Annotated in this window: 18 protein-coding genes; 8 read left to right on the forward strand and 10 right to left on the reverse strand. The window is 64.5% G+C overall.

Features of this window, described 5'->3' with window-relative positions; all coding sequences use genetic code 11:
• Nucleotides 1–39: 39 nt before the first annotated feature.
• From gshB to rsmI, 3 genes are read right to left on the reverse strand one after another with little or no spacing between them, the layout of a single operon-like run.
• On the reverse strand, nucleotides 40–987 hold the full coding sequence (gshB, locus tag V1277_RS14850) for a glutathione synthase (protein WP_334416946.1): 948 nt from the start codon (nucleotides 985–987) through the stop codon (nucleotides 40–42).
• A gap of 33 nt (nucleotides 988–1020) precedes the next feature.
• Nucleotides 1021–1434, reverse strand: a complete 414-nt coding sequence (locus tag V1277_RS14855) for a YraN family protein (RefSeq protein WP_334416948.1) — start codon at nucleotides 1432–1434, stop codon at nucleotides 1021–1023.
• Nucleotides 1421–2371, reverse strand: coding sequence for a 16S rRNA (cytidine(1402)-2'-O)-methyltransferase (gene rsmI / locus V1277_RS14860; protein WP_334416950.1), 951 nt, complete (start codon nucleotides 2369–2371; stop codon nucleotides 1421–1423). Before rsmI ends, V1277_RS14855 begins: the two co-directional genes overlap by 14 nt.
• Nucleotides 2372–2601: 230 nt before the next feature.
• On the opposite strand from rsmI, the gene V1277_RS14865 reads away from it, so the two are divergent.
• Nucleotides 2602–3816: a penicillin-binding protein activator gene (locus V1277_RS14865; RefSeq protein ID WP_334416952.1), complete on the forward strand. Its 1215-nt coding sequence runs from the start codon at nucleotides 2602–2604 to the stop codon at nucleotides 3814–3816.
• A gap of 130 nt (nucleotides 3817–3946) precedes the next feature.
• Here the strand turns inward: V1277_RS14865 and hemW are convergent, their stop codons facing one another.
• The 3 genes from hemW to rph are packed head-to-tail and all read right to left on the reverse strand — an operon-like array spanning nucleotide 3947 to nucleotide 6463.
• Entirely contained in the window at nucleotides 3947–5116 is a 1170-nt protein-coding gene (hemW, locus tag V1277_RS14870; RefSeq protein WP_334416953.1) for a radical SAM family heme chaperone HemW, read from the reverse strand.
• Complete coding sequence (gene rdgB / locus V1277_RS14875) at nucleotides 5109–5738, reverse strand: RdgB/HAM1 family non-canonical purine NTP pyrophosphatase (RefSeq protein WP_334416954.1); 630 nt, start codon at nucleotides 5736–5738, stop codon at nucleotides 5109–5111. The genes hemW and rdgB overlap by 8 nt, the downstream gene beginning before the upstream one ends.
• A gap of 11 nt (nucleotides 5739–5749) precedes the next feature.
• A complete protein-coding gene (rph, locus tag V1277_RS14880) occupies nucleotides 5750–6463 on the reverse strand; it encodes a ribonuclease PH (protein WP_334371626.1) in 714 nt (237 codons plus the stop codon).
• A 281-nt stretch (nucleotides 6464–6744) separates the two neighbouring features.
• Between rph and hrcA the strand changes: the two genes are divergently transcribed.
• Complete coding sequence (hrcA, locus tag V1277_RS14885) at nucleotides 6745–7833, forward strand: heat-inducible transcriptional repressor HrcA (RefSeq protein WP_334371624.1); 1089 nt, start codon at nucleotides 6745–6747, stop codon at nucleotides 7831–7833.
• A 118-nt stretch (nucleotides 7834–7951) separates the two neighbouring features.
• Nucleotides 7952–8566: a nucleotide exchange factor GrpE gene (grpE, locus tag V1277_RS14890; protein WP_334371622.1), complete on the forward strand. Its 615-nt coding sequence runs from the start codon at nucleotides 7952–7954 to the stop codon at nucleotides 8564–8566.
• 207 nt (nucleotides 8567–8773) lie between these two features.
• On the opposite strand, the gene V1277_RS14895 is transcribed toward grpE, so the two are convergent.
• The 4 genes from V1277_RS14895 to V1277_RS14910 all read right to left on the reverse strand — a co-directional run bounded on the left by V1277_RS14895 (nucleotide 8774) and on the right by V1277_RS14910 (nucleotide 11944).
• A complete protein-coding gene (locus V1277_RS14895) occupies nucleotides 8774–9157 on the reverse strand; it encodes a VOC family protein (protein WP_334420379.1) in 384 nt (127 codons plus the stop codon).
• A 124-nt stretch (nucleotides 9158–9281) separates the two neighbouring features.
• Nucleotides 9282–10133 carry a helix-turn-helix domain-containing protein gene (locus tag V1277_RS14900; RefSeq protein ID WP_334416955.1) on the reverse strand — a complete coding sequence of 284 codons (852 nt, stop codon included), beginning with the start codon at nucleotides 10131–10133 and terminating at the stop codon, nucleotides 9282–9284.
• 36 nt (nucleotides 10134–10169) lie between these two features.
• Entirely contained in the window at nucleotides 10170–10883 is a 714-nt protein-coding gene (gene pncA / locus V1277_RS14905; RefSeq protein WP_334416956.1) for a bifunctional nicotinamidase/pyrazinamidase, read from the reverse strand.
• Between the two features lie 122 nt (nucleotides 10884–11005).
• Nucleotides 11006–11944, reverse strand: a complete 939-nt coding sequence (locus V1277_RS14910) for a hypothetical protein (RefSeq protein WP_334416957.1) — start codon at nucleotides 11942–11944, stop codon at nucleotides 11006–11008.
• A 547-nt stretch (nucleotides 11945–12491) separates the two neighbouring features.
• Here V1277_RS14910 and dnaK point away from each other — a divergent pair.
• The 5 genes from dnaK to pyrF all read left to right on the forward strand — a co-directional run bounded on the left by dnaK (nucleotide 12492) and on the right by pyrF (nucleotide 17822).
• The gene (gene dnaK, locus V1277_RS14915; RefSeq protein ID WP_334371617.1) at nucleotides 12492–14393 is read left to right on the forward strand and encodes a molecular chaperone DnaK; all 1902 of its coding nucleotides are present in this window, start codon (nucleotides 12492–12494) and stop codon (nucleotides 14391–14393) included.
• 143 nt (nucleotides 14394–14536) lie between these two features.
• Nucleotides 14537–15670 (forward strand): molecular chaperone DnaJ, encoded by a 1134-nt coding sequence (gene dnaJ / locus V1277_RS14920; RefSeq protein ID WP_065746359.1) that lies wholly within the window; start codon nucleotides 14537–14539, stop codon nucleotides 15668–15670.
• Nucleotides 15671–15877: 207 nt separating this feature from the next.
• The gene (locus V1277_RS14925) at nucleotides 15878–16477 is read left to right on the forward strand and encodes a class I SAM-dependent methyltransferase (RefSeq protein WP_334365815.1); all 600 of its coding nucleotides are present in this window, start codon (nucleotides 15878–15880) and stop codon (nucleotides 16475–16477) included.
• A 49-nt stretch (nucleotides 16478–16526) separates the two neighbouring features.
• Entirely contained in the window at nucleotides 16527–17105 is a 579-nt protein-coding gene (locus V1277_RS14930) for an NADPH-dependent FMN reductase (RefSeq protein ID WP_334365816.1), read from the forward strand.
• Nucleotides 17106–17111: 6 nt separating this feature from the next.
• Complete coding sequence (gene pyrF, locus V1277_RS14935) at nucleotides 17112–17822, forward strand: orotidine-5'-phosphate decarboxylase (protein ID WP_334416961.1); 711 nt, start codon at nucleotides 17112–17114, stop codon at nucleotides 17820–17822.
• Nucleotides 17823–17829 lie beyond the last annotated feature (7 nt).

Consider the following 17829-nt stretch of genomic DNA (forward strand, 5'->3'; position numbering starts at 1 on the left):
TGGGCGCGCTGCGAATGAGTTGGTCGCGCGAGGGCGAAACTATTTCCCGGTGCGCTTCTTCTCGATGGTATCCCAGATCTTCCCGGCGACATCCGGGCCGTTGAGACGCTGGATGGCGCGGATGCCGGTCGGGCAGGTCACGTTGATCTCGGTGAGGTTGCCGTCGATCACGTCGATGCCGACGAACAGCAGGCCGCGTTCGCGTAGCGCGGGGCCCAGCGTGTCGCAAATCTCGCGTTCGCGCGGGGTAAGGTCGGTCGCCTGCGCCGCGCCGCCGCGCACCATGTTGGAGCGAAGGTCGTCGGGAGCGGGGACGCGGTTGACGGCGCCGGCGAACTCGCCGTCGACCAGGATGATGCGCTTGTCGCCGTGCTTCACCTCGGGCAGGAAGCGCTGGATCACCCAGGGCTCCCTGAAGGTGACGGAAAACATGTCGAACAGCGAGCCGAAATTCATGTCCTGCGGCATGACGCGAAACACGGCGGCCCCGCCATGGCCGTGCAGCGGCTTCATGACCACGGCGCCATGCTCATCGCGGAACGAATTGATTTCGTCGAGGTCGCGCGAGATCAGCGTCGGCGGCATTAGCTGAGGAAAGTTCAGCACGAACATCTTTTCCGGCGCGTTGCGCACGCTGGCGGGATCGTTGACGACCAGCGTCTTGGGATGGATTCGTTCCAGCAAATGCGTCGAGGTGATGTAGGCGATGTCGAACGGCGGCTCCTGCCGCAACAGGATGACGTCGAAGGCTTCGAGCGGCTCGCGCTTCGGCTCTCCCAACGTAAAGTGATCGCCGACCTCGTCGCGCACGGTGAGGTGCTGCACCGGCGCCACCAGCTCCTCGCCGCGCAGCGAGAGCTGGTCCGGCGTGAAATAGGAAAGCCCATGGCCGCGCTTTTGCGCTTCCAGCATCAGGGCAAAGGTCGAGTCGCCGCGGATGTTGATACGCGCGATGGGGTCCATCTGGACGGCGATATTCAGTTTCATGAGTTGAGGGTCCGCAGGTCAGGAGGGATTGGTTCAGGTGCTGGCGTCGAATGCCGCTAACAGATGGCGTGGCAGACGCCTGGGCGCAATCAGGACGGCGTCAAAACGAAGCTCGAATTCGGCATGCTCGGGATGCGCCATCAACCAGGCTTGGGCGGCGTCGATGATGCGGGCCTGCTGGCGCGGCGTGACGGCGTAGGCGGCGTCATCGAGGCTGGCGCGCGCCTTGACCTCGATGAAGGCAATCAAACTGCGCTTCCTCGCCACCAGGTCGATCTCGCCATAGGGGGTGCGGAAGCGTTTGGCGAGAATGCGGTAGCCTTTTGCCATCAGATAGGCCGCGGCGCGGCTTTCGGCGGAAAGCCCGGTGCGAAACGCCGCGACCCGCTCGGGCGCAGCGAGCTTTGCCACGGCGTCTGGCGGCGACGGTCCTTCAGTCTTCGCCATCGCTGCCTCTTACTTCCTTCGCGAGCTCCAGCGCGCGGGCATAGACTTCGCGGCGCGGCCGGCCCGAGAGCTCGACGGCGTGCGCGACGCTGTCCTTGACGCTTTCGCGCGCCAGCGACGATCGCAGCAGGTCGTCGAGGTCATGCTGGGTCATGACATCGGCGTCCTTCGGCGGGCCGATCACAAGCACGAACTCGCCGCGGGTTTCCAGCGTATCGGCCGTCCTTGCCAGCTCGGCGATGGGGGCACGCTTGATGTCCTCGTGCAGCTTTGTCAGTTCGCGGCAGATCGCGGCGTCGCGCCCGGCCATGATCTCGGCGAGGTCGGCGAGCGTTTCCTGCACGCGGTTACCGGATTCGAACATCACCAGCGTGGCGTCGATCCTTGCCAATTCGGCCAGCCGCGTCCGCCGCGAAACTTGCCGGGCCGGCAAAAATCCCTCGAAGTAAAACCGGTCGGTCGGGAGCGCTGCGACCGAAAGCGCCGTCAGCACCGAGGACGCACCGGGCACCGCGATCACGGTATGGCCGGCAGCAGAGACCTCGCGCACCAGCTTGAAGCCGGGGTCGGATATCAGGGGCGTGCCGGCGTCCGACACCAGCGCGATGGAAGCGCCCTGCGCCAGCCGCTCCAGGATTTTCGGCCGCGCCATCGCCGCGTTGTGCTCGTGATACGGCTTGAGTTCCGCCGAGATCGCATAGCGCTCGATCAGGCGGCGGGTGATGCGGGTGTCCTCGCAAGCGATGATGTCGACGCCGGCCAAGGTCTCCAGCGCGCGCAAAGTGATGTCGCCGAGATTGCCGATCGGGGTTGCCACCAGATAGAGGCCGGGAACCGGCTTCGGTGCGTTCAGGAGATGGCCGCCAATCAAAAATGTTCGGTTGGCCGAACCCGGTTCGGTATCGAAGCCGTAGTTTGAACTGGATTTTGCGCGCATATCGGCAATCTAGAGGGGTCTTGGGGCAAGCGCCATATCCGGCGGATGGCGGCAAAGACGAAGTTCCCCCCGCGGCCGGGCCACGGGCGGCGAGGCCGTAATCCTTTTGTTTTGGTTAACTAATTCTCGACAATATGCAGAATCCCAATTGGGTTCGGTAGCGGTTCAGGTGCCTCGGCCAAGAAGGCCGGAATCCTGGCCGACGGCGGTCGGTCAAGAGAAGAGACAGAATGGAAGGCCCGTTCAATCGCAAGCTTGGATCCCCGGACTCGCGGCCGTCAGGCCCGACCCGGCGGACGGCACTTGGTCTTATCCTCGGCGCGCCCCTGCTCGGCGCCTGCTCCGGTGGTGGACAGATTTCCAGCCCGTTTGGTCCGTCAGCGCCCGAGGGGCCGCCAGGCCCGCAGCAGCAGCCGCTCGCCGTCGGCACCGGGCAGGTCAAGGTCGGCCTGATCCTGCCGCTTTCGGCCGCCGGCAATGCCGGGGTCGCCGCGCAATCCATGAAGAACGCGGCGGAGATGGCGCTGGCGGAATTCCAGAATCCGAACATTCAGCTTCTGATCAAGGACGACGGCGGCAGTCCGCAGGGCGCCCAGCAGGTCACCCAGGAGGCGCTCGGCGAAGGCGTGGAAATCGTTCTGGGCCCGCTGTTTGCGGCCTCGGTGCCGGCGACCGCGCAACTGACGCGCGCGCGGAACATTCCAGTGATCGCGTTCTCGACCGATTCCAGCGTCGCCGGACGCGGGGTTTATCTGCTGAGCTTCCTGCCCGAATCAGACGTCAACCGGATCGTCGATTATTCCGCCGGCATCGGAAAGCGATCGTTTGCGGCGCTGTTGCCCGACAACGCCTATGGCAATGTGGTGGAAGCGGCGTTCAAGCAGGCGGTCGGCCGCAAAGGGCGCATCGTCGCCTTCGAAAAATACACCGCCGATCGTGCCGGCGCGGCACGGACGGTGGCGCAATCGCTCGGCTCGGCGGACGCGCTGTTCATCGCCGACGACGGCGAATCGGTCGTGGCAGCGGCGGATGCCTTGACCTCGGCGGGCGCGAATTTGCGAAACATCCAGCTGCTCGGCACGGGGCTCTGGGACAATCCGCGCGTCTATGCCAGCGCGACGTTGCAGGGCGGGCTTTATGCTGCGCCGGATCCGTCGGGCTTCCGCGCCTTCTCCGGCCGCTACCGCGCCAAATATGGGGCGGACCCCGTGCGCACCGCAACGCTCGCTTATGATGCCGTCGCGCTGGTTGCTGCGCTGTCGAAGCAGCAGGGCGGCCAACGCTTTGCGCCGGAGACGCTGACCAACCCGTCCGGCTTCGCCGGCATCGACGGGCTCTTCCGATTTCGCTCCGACGGCACCAATGAGCGCGGGCTTGCGGTGATGAAAGTCGCAAGCGGCGGCAGCACGCCGGTTGCGGGCTCGCCGAAGAGTTTTGGAGCGTGATCGTTCGTCGCCCCTGCGAACGCAGGGGCCCATAACCACCATTGCTGATGTTGAAAGAGGGCGTCGCGCCTTGTGCCGCTTTGCGCGGGCCGCGGCGTATGGGTTCTTGGTTTCGCAGGAACGACGGCTGTTACGCGGCGAGATCCGCCACCACGGCGTCGAGCACCGGGAAACCGTCCTTCGTTACGCGCAGCCTGCCATCGGAGTCGACGGAGATCGCGCCTTCGTTGCGCAGGATGGCGATGCGGTTCGGATCGAGCGCGCGGCCGGACAATGCCGCATAGCGCCTGGGATCGATGCCCTCGGCGAGCCGCAAGCCCATCAGCAAAAATTCGTCGGCGCGTTCTTCGCTGTTGAGGTGGTCATCGGTGACGACGCCGTGGCCGTTGGCCTCGACACGCATCAGCCAGGCCTCCGGGCGCTTCTCGGTCGCGGTCGCGTGCCGTGCGCCATCGATGTCGAGGCGGCCATGTGCGCCGGGACCGATGCCGGCATATTCCTCGCCGCGCCAATAGACGAGATTGTGCTGGCACTCCGCGCCTGCGCGCGCGTGATTGGAAATCTCGTAGGCCGGCAAGCCATGATGCGCGCAAACTTCCTGCGTGACGTCGTAGAGCGCACGCGCCACCGCCTCGTCCGGTGTCTTGAGTTTGCCTGCGGCGTGAAGGCCGAAGAACGGCGTGCCTTCCTCGATGGTGAGTTGGTAGAGCGAGAGATGCTCGGCGGCTTCGGAGATCGCGAGCCTCAGTTCATCCGCCCACATCCGCGGCGTCTGGTCGGGGCGGGCGTAGATCAGGTCGAACGAATAGCGGTCGAACGCGGTGCGGGCGATTGCGACCGCATCGAGCGCCTCGCGCGCGGTATGCAGCCGTCCGAGCGCCTTCAGCGAGGCGTCGTCGAGCGCCTGCACGCCGAGCGAGACACGGTTGACGCCGGCTGAGCGATAGCCGCGAAACCGCGTCGCTTCTACGCTGGTCGGATTGGCTTCGAGCGTGACCTCGACATTGCCGGCGACCCGCCAGTGCTTTCCGATCGCATCCAAAATCGCGCCGACAGTCTGCGGCTGCATCAAGGAAGGCGTGCCGCCGCCGAGAAAGATCGATGTGACGGTCCGCCCCGGTGCGCGCGCCGCCGTGGTTTCGATCTCACGCGCGAACGCGCGCGCAAAACGTTGCTCGTCGATCGGTGCGTGGCGGACATGGCTGTTGAAATCGCAATAGGGGCATTTCGACAGGCAGAACGGCCAGTGCACGTAGACGCCGAAGGCATCTTTGGGGCGGGGTCGCTCGCGACTAGCCAAGGCAGATCTCCGCCAGTTTGACGAACGCGCGCGCCCGGTGTGACAAGCCAAGTCCAAGCGGCGGCAGGCCGTGCTTTTCGATGGAAGTCATCTCGCCAAAGGTCCGCGTGTGCCCGTCGGGCAGGAATATCGGATCATAGCCGAAACCGGCGGTGCCGCGCGGCGGCCAGGCCAGGGTTCCATCGGCGCGGGCCTCGACCTCTTCGAGATGCCCATCGGGCCAGGCGACGCAGAGAGCCGAGACGAAATGCGCCTTGCGCTTGTCGGGCATGGTCGCGCCGCGCTCCTGCAACAGGCGCTCGATCCTTGTCATCGCCGCCATAAAATCCTTGCCATTGCCGGCCCAGCGCGCCGAATAGATTCCGGGCGCGCCGTCGAGCGCATCGACTACGAGACCGGAATCATCGGCAAACGCCGGCAATTGCGCGGCTTTCGCCGCCGCGATCGCCTTGATCGCGGCGTTGGCCCGAAACGTCTGGCCGGTTTCCTCGGGCTCGCCGAGGCCCAGCTCGCCCGCGGAGACCGCCTCGACGCCGTGCGGCGCGAGCAATTCCTGCATCTCGGCTAGCTTGCCGGGATTGTGGGTCGCGATCACGAGCCGGCCGGTGATTCGACGGTGCATGTGCGATCAGACTACGCCACAGCCAGCTTCTGCAAGTCCACCAGACGCGCGACACCCTTGCGCGCCAGTTCCATCAACGCCAGGAACTCGTCCTGCGAAAACGGCGTCTTCTCGGCGGTGCCCTGCACCTCGATGATGCGGCCGTCGCCGGTCATGACGAAATTGGCATCGGTCTCGGCCTCGGAATCCTCGGCATAGTCGAGGTCGAGCACCGGTGTGCCCTGATAGATGCCGCAGGAGATCGCGGCGACATTGTCGCGCAGCACGTTGGCTTTCAGCATGTTGCGGTTCTTCATCCAACCGATGCAGTCGGCCAGCGCCACCCAGGCGCCGGTGATCGAGGCCGTGCGGGTGCCGCCATCGGCCTGGATCACGTCGCAATCGACCGTAATCTGGCGCTCGCCGAGCGCTTCGAGGTCGATGGCTGCGCGCAGGGAGCGGCCGATCAGCCGCTGGATCTCGACGGTGCGGCCGCCCTGCTTGCCGGCGGCGGCCTCGCGGCGGGTACGCTCCAGTGTGGCGCGCGGCAGCATGCCGTATTCGGCGGTGACCCAGCCGCGGCCCTGGCCCTTCAACCAGGGCGGCAGCCGTTCTTCCAGGGTGGCCGTGACCAGCACATGGGTGTCGCCGAACTTCACCATGCAGGAACCTTCGGCATATTTGACCACGCCGCGTTCCAGCGACACGGGGCGCAACTGATCGGGCGCACGGCGGCTCGGCCGCATGGGGAATCCTTCCAAAAATCGAGCGAAAATTCGTTCGCGGTGCTTGTAGGAGGGGGAGCGGGCAGCGGCAAGGGCTTTTGCCTTGTTTCGGGGTAGAGTTCGGTTCTGAATCAATCAGAACCGAACCTCTACCTTCTTGTTTTGACGCGTTTTCTTTACGCGAACCGACGGCCACCCCCGGATCAAGTCCGAGGGCATGCTTCGCTCGAAAACGCTATGCAAAGCGGACGCTTGTCATCGGCCGGCCGGATCGACAAATTAGGGGCATCAGGGAGTTAACAGTGGCCCACCACGATCCGATTGGCCTGATCGCGCCGCATGCGGGGCTCGCCCAGCTCAACGAGCGCTCGCGCGACATTTTTCGTCAAATCGTCGAGAGCTATCTCGCGACCGGCGACCCCGTCGGTTCGCGCAACATCTCGCGCCTGATCGCGGTGCCGCTGTCGCCGGCGTCCGTCCGCAACGTGATGTCGGACCTCGAAGCGCTCGGCTTGATCTACGCGCCACATACCTCGGCCGGCCGCCTGCCCACCGAACTCGGTCTGCGCTTCTTCGTCGACGCCCTGATGCAGGTCGGCGATCTCACCGAACCCGAACGCGAATCGATCCAGAACCAGCTTGCCTCCGTCGGCCGGGCGCAATCGGTCGAGGCGGCGCTCGGCGAGGCGCTGACGCGGCTGTCCGGCCTGACGCGTGCGGCTGCGGTGGTGCTGACCGCCAAATCCAATTCGCGGCTGAAACACATTGAATTCGTCCGCCTCGAGCCGGAGCGCGCGCTGGTGGTGCTGGTCGGCGAAGACGGCCAGGTCGAAAACCGCGTGCTGACGCTGCCGCCCGGCGTGCCTTCCTCGGCACTGACTGAGGCGAGCAATTTTCTCAATGCGCGGATTCGCGGCCGAACGCTCGCCGAAGCGCGGTTAGAGCTCGAAACCGCGATGGCGCAGAGCCGCATCGAGCTCGACCAACTGACGCAGAAGGTGATCGAGGCGGGGATTGCGAGCTGGTCGGGCGGCGAAAACGAGGACCGGCAGTTGATCGTGCGCGGGCATGCCAATCTGCTGGAAGATTTGCACGCGCTGGAAGATCTCGAACGCGTCAAGTCGCTGTTCGACGATCTCGAGACCAAGCGCGGCGTGATCGACCTGTTGGGCCGGGCCGAGCGCGCCGAGGGCGTGCGGATCTTCATCGGATCGGAGAACAAGCTGTTCTCGCTGTCCGGTTCCTCGACCATCATCGCACCCTATGGCGACGCGTCGGGCCGCATCGTCGGCGTTCTCGGCGTGATCGGGCCGACCCGGCTGAACTACGCGCGGGTGATTCCGACGGTGGATTACGCCGCCCGCATTGTCAGCCGGATGCTGGGCGGCTGATCCGCCACGAATCGACCGCAATCCTGGCTGGTTGCGCTTGATTTTCGGCCCCTAAAGCACGATATCCCGCTCAGCAAATCCCCATCCAACCAGATGCGTTTTTTGAGAAGGCAGTCTTATGACCGATCCCAACCGGCCGAGTGACGACGGGGCACAACCCGCCAACCAGACCGGCGAGCCCGTGGTCTCAAAACCCTACATCATGCCCGACGATCCCGAGGAAGGATCGGTCGAGGCGTTGACGAAGGAAGCGGCGGAAGCGCGCGACAAGATGCTGCGCACGCTGGCGGAGATGGAAAACCTGCGCAAGCGCACCGCCAAGGAAGTCGCCGACGCGCGCGCCTACGGCATCACCGGTTTCGCCCGCGACATTCTCGAAATCGCCGACAATCTGCAGCGCGCGCTCGATGCCATGCCGGCCGAGACCAAGGCCAGCGCCGATCCGGCGCTGAAGGCTTTCATCGAAGGCGTCGAGCTGACCGAGCGCTCGCTGCTCAACACGCTGGAGAAGAACGGCGTCAAGAAGTTCGATCCGTCCGGCGAGAAGTTCGACCCGAATTTCCAGCAGGCGATGTACGAAGTGCCCGATCCGTCCGTCCCCGCAGGGACGGTGGTTCAGGTCGTGCAGGCCGGCTTCATGATCGGCGAACGCATACTTCGCCCGGCACTGGTCGGCGTGTCGAAGGGCGGCGCCAAGGCCGCGCCGGCCGCGGCTCCCTCAGAGCAAAGCTAAAATCGCGTGTCCCTGACGCGGGGCAGCCTAGGCGATGCGAAGCATCGTCCGGCAACGCTGCTCCGCAGAGCCGGGACCTAACACCGCAACCTGTGGACCCCGGATCAGCAGCGCACCACGCCGCATGCGCGCTGCGCAGCATCCGGGGAAAGCAGCAATTCGCACCGTGTCGCAATATCGCCTGCGTGAACGAGTGTCGGCTTACACTTACAGCGGCTTCTCGCCTGCCGTCGGCCGGTAGGTGCCAAAACTCCAGAGATTGCCTTCCGGGTCGCGGCACGCGAAGTCGCGGCTGCCGTAGTCGGTGTCGCGCAGTTCCATTTCGATCTTGCCGCCGGCGGCCTTCGCTTTGGCGTACAGCGCGTCGGGATCGTCGACCGCGACATAGAGCGCGTCGGTGCGGCGGCCGCCGATATCACCGACGAGTTTGCCATATTCATCGTCGCGGCTCTGGCCGAGCATCAGAAGCGAGGGCCCGTAGGCAAGCTCGGCATGTTGAACCGTGCCACCGTTGCGGTAGACGACGCGCTCGGTGAAGCCGACGACCTCCTTGAGCCAGCGGATCATCGCTTCAGCATCCCGACAGCGCATGGTCGGGTAAAGGCGCGGCGCTTCGCTTTTGCTTGGACTGGTCACGGGCAACTCTTTGCATTGCGTTATTTCGTCAATATCGCAAGGCGAGGTGCGTCGGCTTGAAGATTTGTTACCAGACCGGCTACGCGTCCAGCTTGTCGAGGGGACGCACCAGGCGGCTGTCGGTCAGCGACAGCCTTTGGGCCCACGATGTTGGCGTTTCGCCGGCGAGGGTTGAAAATTCGCGGGCGAGATGCGCCTGATCGGCATAGCCGCTCTCGGCCGCAATCCCGGCCCAGCCGTGCGCCTCTCCTGTATGTGCGAGCCGGCAGGCCTGATGAAAACGTATGATGCGGGCGACCGGCTTCGGCGCGAGACCGAGTTCGGATCGAAAACGGTTCACCAGGTGCTTGCGGCTCCAGCCTATCTCTTTCGCGAGCGCGGTGATCCGCGCGCCGCCCGCAGTGCGCGCCAATCGTCGATAGGCGAATTCGATCTCCGGGGACGGCAGGTGGTTGGCGCGAACAGCAACAAAATCCTCGACGAGATCGAAGCGATCCTGCCAGCGGGATATAGCGCCGAGCCGGTCGCGCAGCTCGCGGCCCTCGCGGCCCAGCACGTCGGCGATGTCGACCATGCGCGCGGCGAGATCGGCAACGGCCCCGCCAAAGAAGCGATAGGCGCCAAGCGGCGTGAAATCCACCTGCACGCATTCGGCGCCGCCGTCGGAGGCGATATGGACCGGGCCGGCATAAAGCCCGGCGGCGAAGCTCGGCTGCCGATCGGCGGCATCAGGCTCGCGCCCGAGCGCGATCAGGAACGGCGTGCCGAAGCTGATGATCAGCGGTACCACCAGCGATGCGGTTTCGCGCTGGGAAAACCGGCCGCGCGCGGTTTCGCGATAACCCGTCATCCCGGAAATGAGACCAGTCGTGCGCTGTGACGGCGCACGACGGGCCAGTTCGAACGCAAACGGAGCCGGCGGATCGGACATCCTCGCTCTCCAATTGGTCTCCGAAGAGGATAGGCGTTAAGCCGCGATGTCGCTCGACCGGATGCGCTTGACGCCGGCCTTGGTCATGTCGGCCCAGGCTTTTGCGAGCGAGCCCTGGGTGTCGATGCCGCGGCAGGCGTCCTCGATCACATAGGCCTCGAAGCCCGCCTTGCGCGCATCCAGCGCGCTCCATGCCACACAGAAGTCGGTCGCGAGGCCGGCGAGGAAAACCCGCTTCACCTTGCGCGCCTTCAGGTAGGCGGCCAGCCCCGTCGTGGTCTTGCCGTCGGCCTCGGTGAAGGCCGAATAGCTGTCGATGTCCTTGCGAAAACCCTTGCGGATAACGAGGCCGGCATGCGGGATCGCGAGGTCCTTTGACAGCGACGCTCCCTCGGTCCCCTGTACGCAGTGATCCGGCCACAGCACCTGCTTGCCGTAGGGGAGATCGATGGTTTCGAACGGCTTCTTGCCGGAATGGGTGGAGGCGAACGAGACGTGGCCCGCGGTGTGCCAGTCCTGCGTCATCACCACATTGGCAAAGCCCTTGGCGATGCGGTTGATGATGGGCACCACCTGGTCGCCGTCTTTCACGGCCAGGCTGCCGCCCGGCAGGAAGCAGTTTTGCACGTCGATGACGAGGAGCGTGGAGGCGTCGTCTGGTTTCATCGGTGCAGCCCATGGCGTCGTTGGAACGAGGGCGAGGACGGATGCCGCGCCAAAGCCTGTCAGAACCAGCCTGCGAGAAAGCATAGCGCGTCTCCCCTGTCGTGAACCCGGCAGGGGGAAGGCTAGTTCCATTGGTGTACGAACGAAAGCCCGAAATTTCGGCGCGTCCTGAATATCAGGGCGCGCGCTTTTTTCGAATTTCGCGATCAGGCTCGCGGCCGGATTCCGTCGCGCACGGCGCGGAAGCGCGGAAAGGCCTTGGTCCAATCATCGCGCGGTGAAGAACCGATGATGCGCATCGAGGTCTGGGAGCCGAACCGCAGCCATTGCACGATGGTGACAGGCGTATTGTCCTTGCCACTGATGGCGTCGATCCGGGTCTCGTAGCCGGGCTGGCCATCGATGCGGACCGGCTCGGACATCGTGATCCTGCCGTCGCGTACGCCGGGAATGGTGGTCGCGATCTGCTGGGCAAAGCGGCCGCGATCGTCAGGTGACGCCGCCGTCGAGCCGATCAGGCCGATGATCATGAAGGGCGCGACCTCGAAGCCTTTCTTTTCGTCGCTGTCGGAGAGAATGAGGGCGGCGCCCGGCGCCAGCGTGCGGACGTTCTTGAAGCTCGAGAGCTCGCTGATCTTGAACGGCATCATCCCGAGCTGTTCCTCGACAGGAACCTCGTTGCGGATCACCGCCGTCGCGAACATCTGGCGCACGGCATCGTCGGTATAGATCTTCGAGGCGTTCTCCGGCACCTGCACGGCGACGTAGCCGGAGAAGGTGGGGCCGGGCAGGATCATGGAATAGCGGCGCACGTTGGTAGCGCCGTCCTTGGCGTTTTCGACGGTGTAGTAGGCGAGCCCCGCTTTGGTCTCGATGCTCTCCGGTTTGATGCCGGCAGTGCCGCCGGGATTGGCCTTGAAGGCATTGGCGACCTCGCCATAGGCCTCGGCGGGCAGGTCGGCGACCAGGACCTTGACGCCCTGGTCTTCGGTCTCGAATCCCGTGAACGCTCTGGCCTTGTTGAGGCCGACCAGCGGCGTCATGCCGACCCTGGCGCCCGGCGGGAAAACCGGGTCCGCGGCGAACGCGGAGGAGGTGGCGGCAACGAGGAGGGCAACCGCAGCAAAGTATCTAAGTCGCTTCATGGAGGGTCTACCGGGTTTGCATGGAGGCCGTTCAAAGATCGGACGGTGGAGCTGGTGGAATCTGGGCCTCGGGGCGCGACTGGGTCGTTCCGTTCGGCCCGCTTTTAGCGGTTTTGGTGTCCCTGCAACAGGGCAGGGCGGGCGTCCGTTCCCCCGTCTCGCTCCTATTTCGCGGCATTCTGCCCGGTCTCCGAGCTCTTTTTTGGGCGCTTCCAGCGGCCAAATACCGCGTCCCCTCCCACTGCGGCCGATCCACGCCTTGAGGATGCTGCCGTATCGCTGTGCAACGCTTCGGCGCGCGAGCGATGAATGGGTTGCCGATTTCTTAACGCCGGTCGCGGCGCGGTGGGCCGGCCCCAGGCGGCACAATCTTTCAAACGCCAGCCTTTTCAGGCCCTAAGCTTGCGCTCGGTCCTTGCAGGCACAACCCCCCCTCCTATATGAGGCTCACCGTCGCAATATCGCGAGTATTTGAACGTTGGGGGTTCGGTTAGGTGCGCCGTCCAGGGCCCAGCCAACCTGCCGCAAAAAGAAGGATATGAGGACCATGGGAAAGGTCATTGGGATCGATCTCGGCACCACGAATTCGTGCGTCGCCGTAATGGATGGCAAGACTGCAAGAGTCATCGAGAACGCGGAGGGCATGCGCACGACGCCTTCGATCGTTGCCGTCACCGATGACGGCGAGCGCCTCGTTGGCCAGCCCGCCAAGCGCCAGGCGGTGACCAATCCCGAGCGGACGTTCTTTGCGGTGAAGCGCCTGATTGGCCGCCGCTACGACGACCCGATGGTCGAGAAGGACAAGAAGCTCGTTCCCTACAAGATCGTCAAGGCATCGAACGGCGACGCCTGGGTCGAAGCCGACGGCAAGACCTACTCGCCCTCGCAGGTCTCGGCCTTCATCCTGCAGAAGATGAAGGAGACCGCGGAAGCCCATCTCGGCCAGAAGGTCGAGCAGGCCGTCATCACCGTTCCCGCCTACTTCAACGACGCGCAGCGCCAAGCCACCAAGGATGCCGGCAAGATCGCCGGTCTCGAAGTGCTGCGCATCATCAACGAGCCGACGGCGGCAGCGCTGGCCTACGGTCTCGACAAGACGAAGGTGGGCACTATCGCCGTGTACGACCTCGGCGGCGGCACCTTCGATATCTCGATTCTCGAGATCGGCGACGGCGTGTTCGAAGTGAAGTCCACCAACGGCGACACCTTCCTCGGTGGTGAAGATTTCGACATGCGCCTGGTCGGTTATCTCGCCGATGAGTTCCAGAAGGAGCAGGGCATCAACCTGCGCAACGACAAGCTCGCCTTGCAGCGCCTGAAGGAGGCGGCCGAAAAGGCCAAGATCGAGCTGTCTTCGACGACGCAGACCGAAATCAACCTCCCGTTCATCACGGCCGACCAGACCGGGCCGAAGCATCTGACAATGAAATTGACCCGCGCCAAGTTCGAGGCGCTGGTCGACGATCTCGTTCAGAAGACCATCGAGCCCTGCCGCAAGGCGCTGAAGGACGCAGGCCTGACCGCCGCCGAAATCGGCGAAGTGGTGCTGGTCGGCGGCATGACCCGCATGCCGAAGGTCCAGGAGGTCGTGAAGCAGTTGTTCGGCAAGGAGCCGCACAAGGGCGTGAACCCGGACGAAGTCGTCGCCATCGGTGCGGCCATTCAAGCGGGCGTGCTGCAGGGTGACGTCAAGGACGTGCTGCTGCTCGACGTGACGCCGCTGTCGCTCGGCATCGAGACGCTGGGTGGCGTGTTCACCCGCATCATCGACCGCAACACCACGATCCCGACCAAGAAGAGCCAGGTGTTCTCGACGGCCGAGGACAACCAGAATGCCGTCACCATCCGCGTCTTCCAGGGCGAGCGTGAAATGGCGGCCGACAACAAGGTGCTTGGTCAGTTCGACCTGATGGGCATTCCGCCGGCGCCGCGCGGCATGCCGCAGATCGAGGTCACCTTCGACATCGACGCCAACGGCATCGTCAACGTCTCGGCCAGGGACAAGGCGACCGGCAAGGAGCAGCAGATCCGGATCCAGGCATCCGGCGGCCTCTCCGAAGCCGACATCCAGAAGATGGTCAAGGACGCCGAGGCCAACGCGGCCGAGGACAAGAAGCGACGCGAGGCGGTCGACGCCAAGAACCATGCCGACGCGCTGGTGCATTCCACCGAGAAGGCGCTGGCCGAGCACGGTTCGAAGGTGGAAGACTCAGAGCGCCGCGCCATCGAGGACGCCGTCAGCGATTTGAAGGAAGCGCTCAAGGGTGACGACGCCGAGGCCATCAAGGCCAAGACCAACACGCTGGCGCAGGCTTCGATGAAGCTCGGCGAGGCCATGTACAAGCAGCAGGCCGAGGCGGACGCCAAGCGGGATGCTGCCAAGGATGACGTGGTCGACGCGGAGTTCACCGAGGTCGACGACGACAAGAACAACAAGAAGTCGGCATAAGCGGGCTTTCGATCATGACCCTCATCCAAAAGAGCGCACGGCTCGCGTTCGATGGGTGGGGGTCATTTTTCTTTAAGCCGATGGCGGCATCTTCGATAGAAGGTGCTTTCGGCGTGAAGGCGAATTTCGGGCGGGTTTGACTGATGTCCACCAAGCGCTGCTATTACGAAACCCTGGAAGTCGAGCGGAACGCGGACGAATCCAAGCTCAAGTCGGCCTTCCGCAAGCTCGCGATGAAATGGCATCCGGACAGGAATCCAGGTGATGCCACCAGCGAAATGAAATTCAAGGAAATCAACGAGGCCTACGAAGTCCTGAAAGACGGCGACAAGCGCGCCGCCTATGACCGCTACGGCCACGCCGCGTTCGAGCAGGGCATGGGCGGCGGCGGTCCCGGCTTCGGTGCCGGCTTCGCCTCGTCGTTTTCAGATATTTTCGAGGACCTGTTCGGCATGGCCGGACAGCGCGGGCGCGGCGGCGGACGCGAGCGCGGCGCCGACCTGCGCTACAACATGGAAATCACGCTCGAGGAAGCCTACCTCGGCAAGACCGCGCAGATCGAAATTCCGGTCTCGGTCACCTGCGAGCCCTGTTCGGGCACCGGCGCCAAGGCCGGCACCAAACCGAAGACCTGCGCGATGTGCGGCGGCGCTGGCCGCGTCCGTCAGGCTCAGGGCTTCTTCACGCTGGAGCGAACCTGCCCCGGCTGTCAGGGCCGCGGTCAGATGATCGAGGACGCCTGCCCGAATTGCTCGGGCACGGGACGGGTGACGCGCGACCGGACGTTGTCGGTCAACATTCCGCAGGGCGTCGAGGACGGCACGCGTATCCGGCTGGCCGGCGAAGGCGAGGCCGGTGTCCGCGGCGGCCCGCCCGGCGACCTCTATATTTTCCTGTCGCTGGCCACCCACGAATTCTTCCAGCGCGACGGCGCCGATTTGCATTGCCGGGTTCCGATCTCGATGGTCGCGGCCGCGCTCGGCGGCGAATTCGAGGTGCCCACCATCGACAAGGGCAAGACCAAGGTGAAGGTGCCGGCGGGAACGCAGTCCGGCCGCCGTTTCCGCATTGCATCAAAGGGCATGCCGGTGCTCCGCTCGCGCCAGACCGGCGACATGTATGTCCAGGTCATGGTCGAAACGCCGCAGAATCTGACCAAGAAGCAGCAGGAACTGCTCGCCGAGTTCGAAAAGCTGTCCTCCGGGGCAACCCAGCCGGAGGCGTTGGGCTTCTTTACCAAGGTCAAGGACTTCTTCGGCAGCCGCGCGGGCTCCTGAACCGCATGCACGTCGCCCGGGCGAGCGCCGTTCTCGCCCGGCAGTCATGATTCATTCAGCTTGCACAGAGTGTTATCGGCGGATCGCGGGCACTTTGGCGCCTCTCGCGCATTACCGTTTGGCTTGACCATATCCCCGTCGACCTATACGTGTTCATGACTGTTTTTTGACATTCCCGCCCGTCAGCGGGTCCCGCCTGGTAGCGACATGCCTTTGCAATCGTCCGTGCGTGCGTTGAAGAAGCCTCGTCTCGACGACGAGGTGCGCTTCCTTCGTTCATGGATTGAAAAGCCGCTGCACATGGGCGCGGTGATGCCGTCGAGCAAGGTGCTCGCCCGCACCATGGCGCAATATGTCGATGTCGATTCCGAAGGGCCGGTCGTCGAACTTGGGCCCGGGACCGGCGCGATCACCAACGCGCTGATCGAACACGGCGTAGATCAGAAGCGGCTCGTGCTGGTCGAATATAATCCGGGCTTCTGCGCGCTGCTGCGCGATCGCTATCCGCAGGCCAAGGTCGTGCAGGGCGATGCCTACACGCTTCGCGCTTCGCTCGGAGATGCGCTGGATGCGCCGGCGTCTGCCGTGATCTCCGGCCTGCCGCTCGTGACAAAACCGATGCTGACCCGCCTGAAGCTGATCCGCGACGCCTTCCTGGCGCTGGCGCCGGGCGCGCCCTTCGTGCAGTTCACCTATTCGGTGGCGCCGCCGATTCCGAAATCGCTGCCGGGCGTGTCCACAGAGGCCTCCGAGCGGATCTGGATGAACCTTCCGCCCGCGCGGGTCTGGGTGTATCGCAAGGGCTAAGTCGTCCGCTGTTGCGCGGACGGTTAGCTCCGACTGCGATTTCTAAGAAATGTCCGCGCTGAAAATCCTCGTGATCCCGGGATCGCTCCGCACCGGCTCGCTCAATGCGAGGCTGGCGGCGGTGGCCGTGCACGAACTGGCGCAGGCCGGCGCCGAAGTCACCCGCATCTCGCTGGTTGATTTTCCGCTGCCGATCTATGATGGCGACCTGCAGGCCAAATCCGGCGTGCCGAAACACGCGGTCAACCTGAAGCGGATGATGGCAGCCCATCATGGCGTGCTGATCGTGACGCCGGAATACAATTCCTCGGTGCCGGCGCTGGTGAAAAACACCATCGATTGGGTCAGCCGGGTGCAGGACGCGCATGAGACCCGCGGTCAGGTGTTTCGCGATCGGGTGTTTGCGATTGCGTCGGCCTCCGGCAATCGGCTCGGAGGCGCCCGCGCGCTGGCCGCGCTGCGGCTGATCCTGTCGGCGTGTCATGCAACCGTGATACCGAACCAGTTCGCGCTGGCATTCGCCGACGATGCCTATGATGAGATGGACCGCCTGAAGAATGCTGCTGATGCCGAGGGGCTGAAAGCGCTGGTGCGACAGTTGATCGACGTTTCCCAACGCATGATGTGAGGTGACATGCAGCCAGCCAGTATCGCGCCGAAGGATCGGCTGATCGTCGCGCTCGACCTGCCCGGAGTGACTGAAGCGGAAGCGTTGATCGCGCGGCTCGGCGACAGCGTGAGCTTCTACAAGATCGGCTATCAGCTCGCCTATGCCGGCGGATTGCCGCTGGCGCAGCAACTGGCGAAGTCAGGCAAGAAGGTTTTTATCGATCTCAAGCTGCACGACATCGGCAATACGGTGGCGCGCGGCGTTGAGAGCGTCGCCAAACTCGGCGCGACCTTCCTCACCGTGCACGCCTATCCGCAGACCATGAAGGCCGCGGTCGAGGCGCGCCAAGGCTCGGGTCTGAAAATTCTCGCTGTCACGGTGCTGACCTCTTATGACGATGGGGACCTGCATGCCGCCGGCTATCGTCTCAACGTCTCCGACCTGGTGGAAGCGCGCGCCCAGCAGGCGCAGGTGCTCGGCGTCGACGGCCTCGTCAGCTCGCCGGAAGAGGCGGCCGCGTTGCGCAAGATCGTCGGCCACCAGATGCATCTGGTGACGCCGGGCATCCGCCCGGCGGGCGCTGCGACCGGCGACCAGAAGCGCATCATGACACCGGCGCGGGCGATTGCCGCGGGGGCCGACTATCTGGTGGTCGGGCGTCCCATCACGGAAGCCCCCGATCCCAGGCTTGCTGCGGATGCCATTCAGGCGGAAATCAAGCAGGCGATCACGTAACAACAAG

The organism is Bradyrhizobium sp. AZCC 1588 (assembly GCF_036924735.1).
Taxonomy (GTDB): Bacteria; Pseudomonadota; Alphaproteobacteria; order Rhizobiales; family Xanthobacteraceae; genus Bradyrhizobium.

Bases quoted from the DNA above. Each gene is read 5' to 3' on its own strand.
- gshB (WP_334416946.1), bottom strand. From the start codon at position 987: ATGAAACTGAATATCGCCGTCCAGATGGACCCCATCGCGCGTATCAAC.
- V1277_RS14855 (WP_334416948.1), bottom strand. From the start codon at position 1,434: ATGGCGAAGACTGAAGGACCGTCGCCGCCAGACGCCGTGGCAAAGCTC.
- rsmI (WP_334416950.1), bottom strand. From the start codon at position 2,371: ATGCGCGCAAAATCCAGTTCAAACTACGGCTTCGATACCGAACCGGGT.
- V1277_RS14865 (WP_334416952.1), top strand. From the start codon at position 2,602: ATGGAAGGCCCGTTCAATCGCAAGCTTGGATCCCCGGACTCGCGGCCG.
- rdgB (WP_334416954.1), bottom strand. From the start codon at position 5,738: ATGCACCGTCGAATCACCGGCCGGCTCGTGATCGCGACCCACAATCCC.
- rph (WP_334371626.1), bottom strand. From the start codon at position 6,463: ATGCGGCCGAGCCGCCGTGCGCCCGATCAGTTGCGCCCCGTGTCGCTG.
- grpE (WP_334371622.1), top strand. From the start codon at position 7,952: ATGACCGATCCCAACCGGCCGAGTGACGACGGGGCACAACCCGCCAAC.
- V1277_RS14895 (WP_334420379.1), bottom strand. From the start codon at position 9,157: ATGCGCTGTCGGGATGCTGAAGCGATGATCCGCTGGCTCAAGGAGGTC.
- V1277_RS14900 (WP_334416955.1), bottom strand. From the start codon at position 10,133: ATGTCCGATCCGCCGGCTCCGTTTGCGTTCGAACTGGCCCGTCGTGCG.
- pncA (WP_334416956.1), bottom strand. From the start codon at position 10,883: ATGCTTTCTCGCAGGCTGGTTCTGACAGGCTTTGGCGCGGCATCCGTC.
- V1277_RS14910 (WP_334416957.1), bottom strand. From the start codon at position 11,944: ATGAAGCGACTTAGATACTTTGCTGCGGTTGCCCTCCTCGTTGCCGCC.
- dnaK (WP_334371617.1), top strand. From the start codon at position 12,492: ATGGGAAAGGTCATTGGGATCGATCTCGGCACCACGAATTCGTGCGTC.
- dnaJ (WP_065746359.1), top strand. From the start codon at position 14,537: ATGTCCACCAAGCGCTGCTATTACGAAACCCTGGAAGTCGAGCGGAAC.
- V1277_RS14925 (WP_334365815.1), top strand. From the start codon at position 15,878: ATGCCTTTGCAATCGTCCGTGCGTGCGTTGAAGAAGCCTCGTCTCGAC.
- V1277_RS14930 (WP_334365816.1), top strand. From the start codon at position 16,527: ATGTCCGCGCTGAAAATCCTCGTGATCCCGGGATCGCTCCGCACCGGC.
- pyrF (WP_334416961.1), top strand. From the start codon at position 17,112: ATGCAGCCAGCCAGTATCGCGCCGAAGGATCGGCTGATCGTCGCGCTC.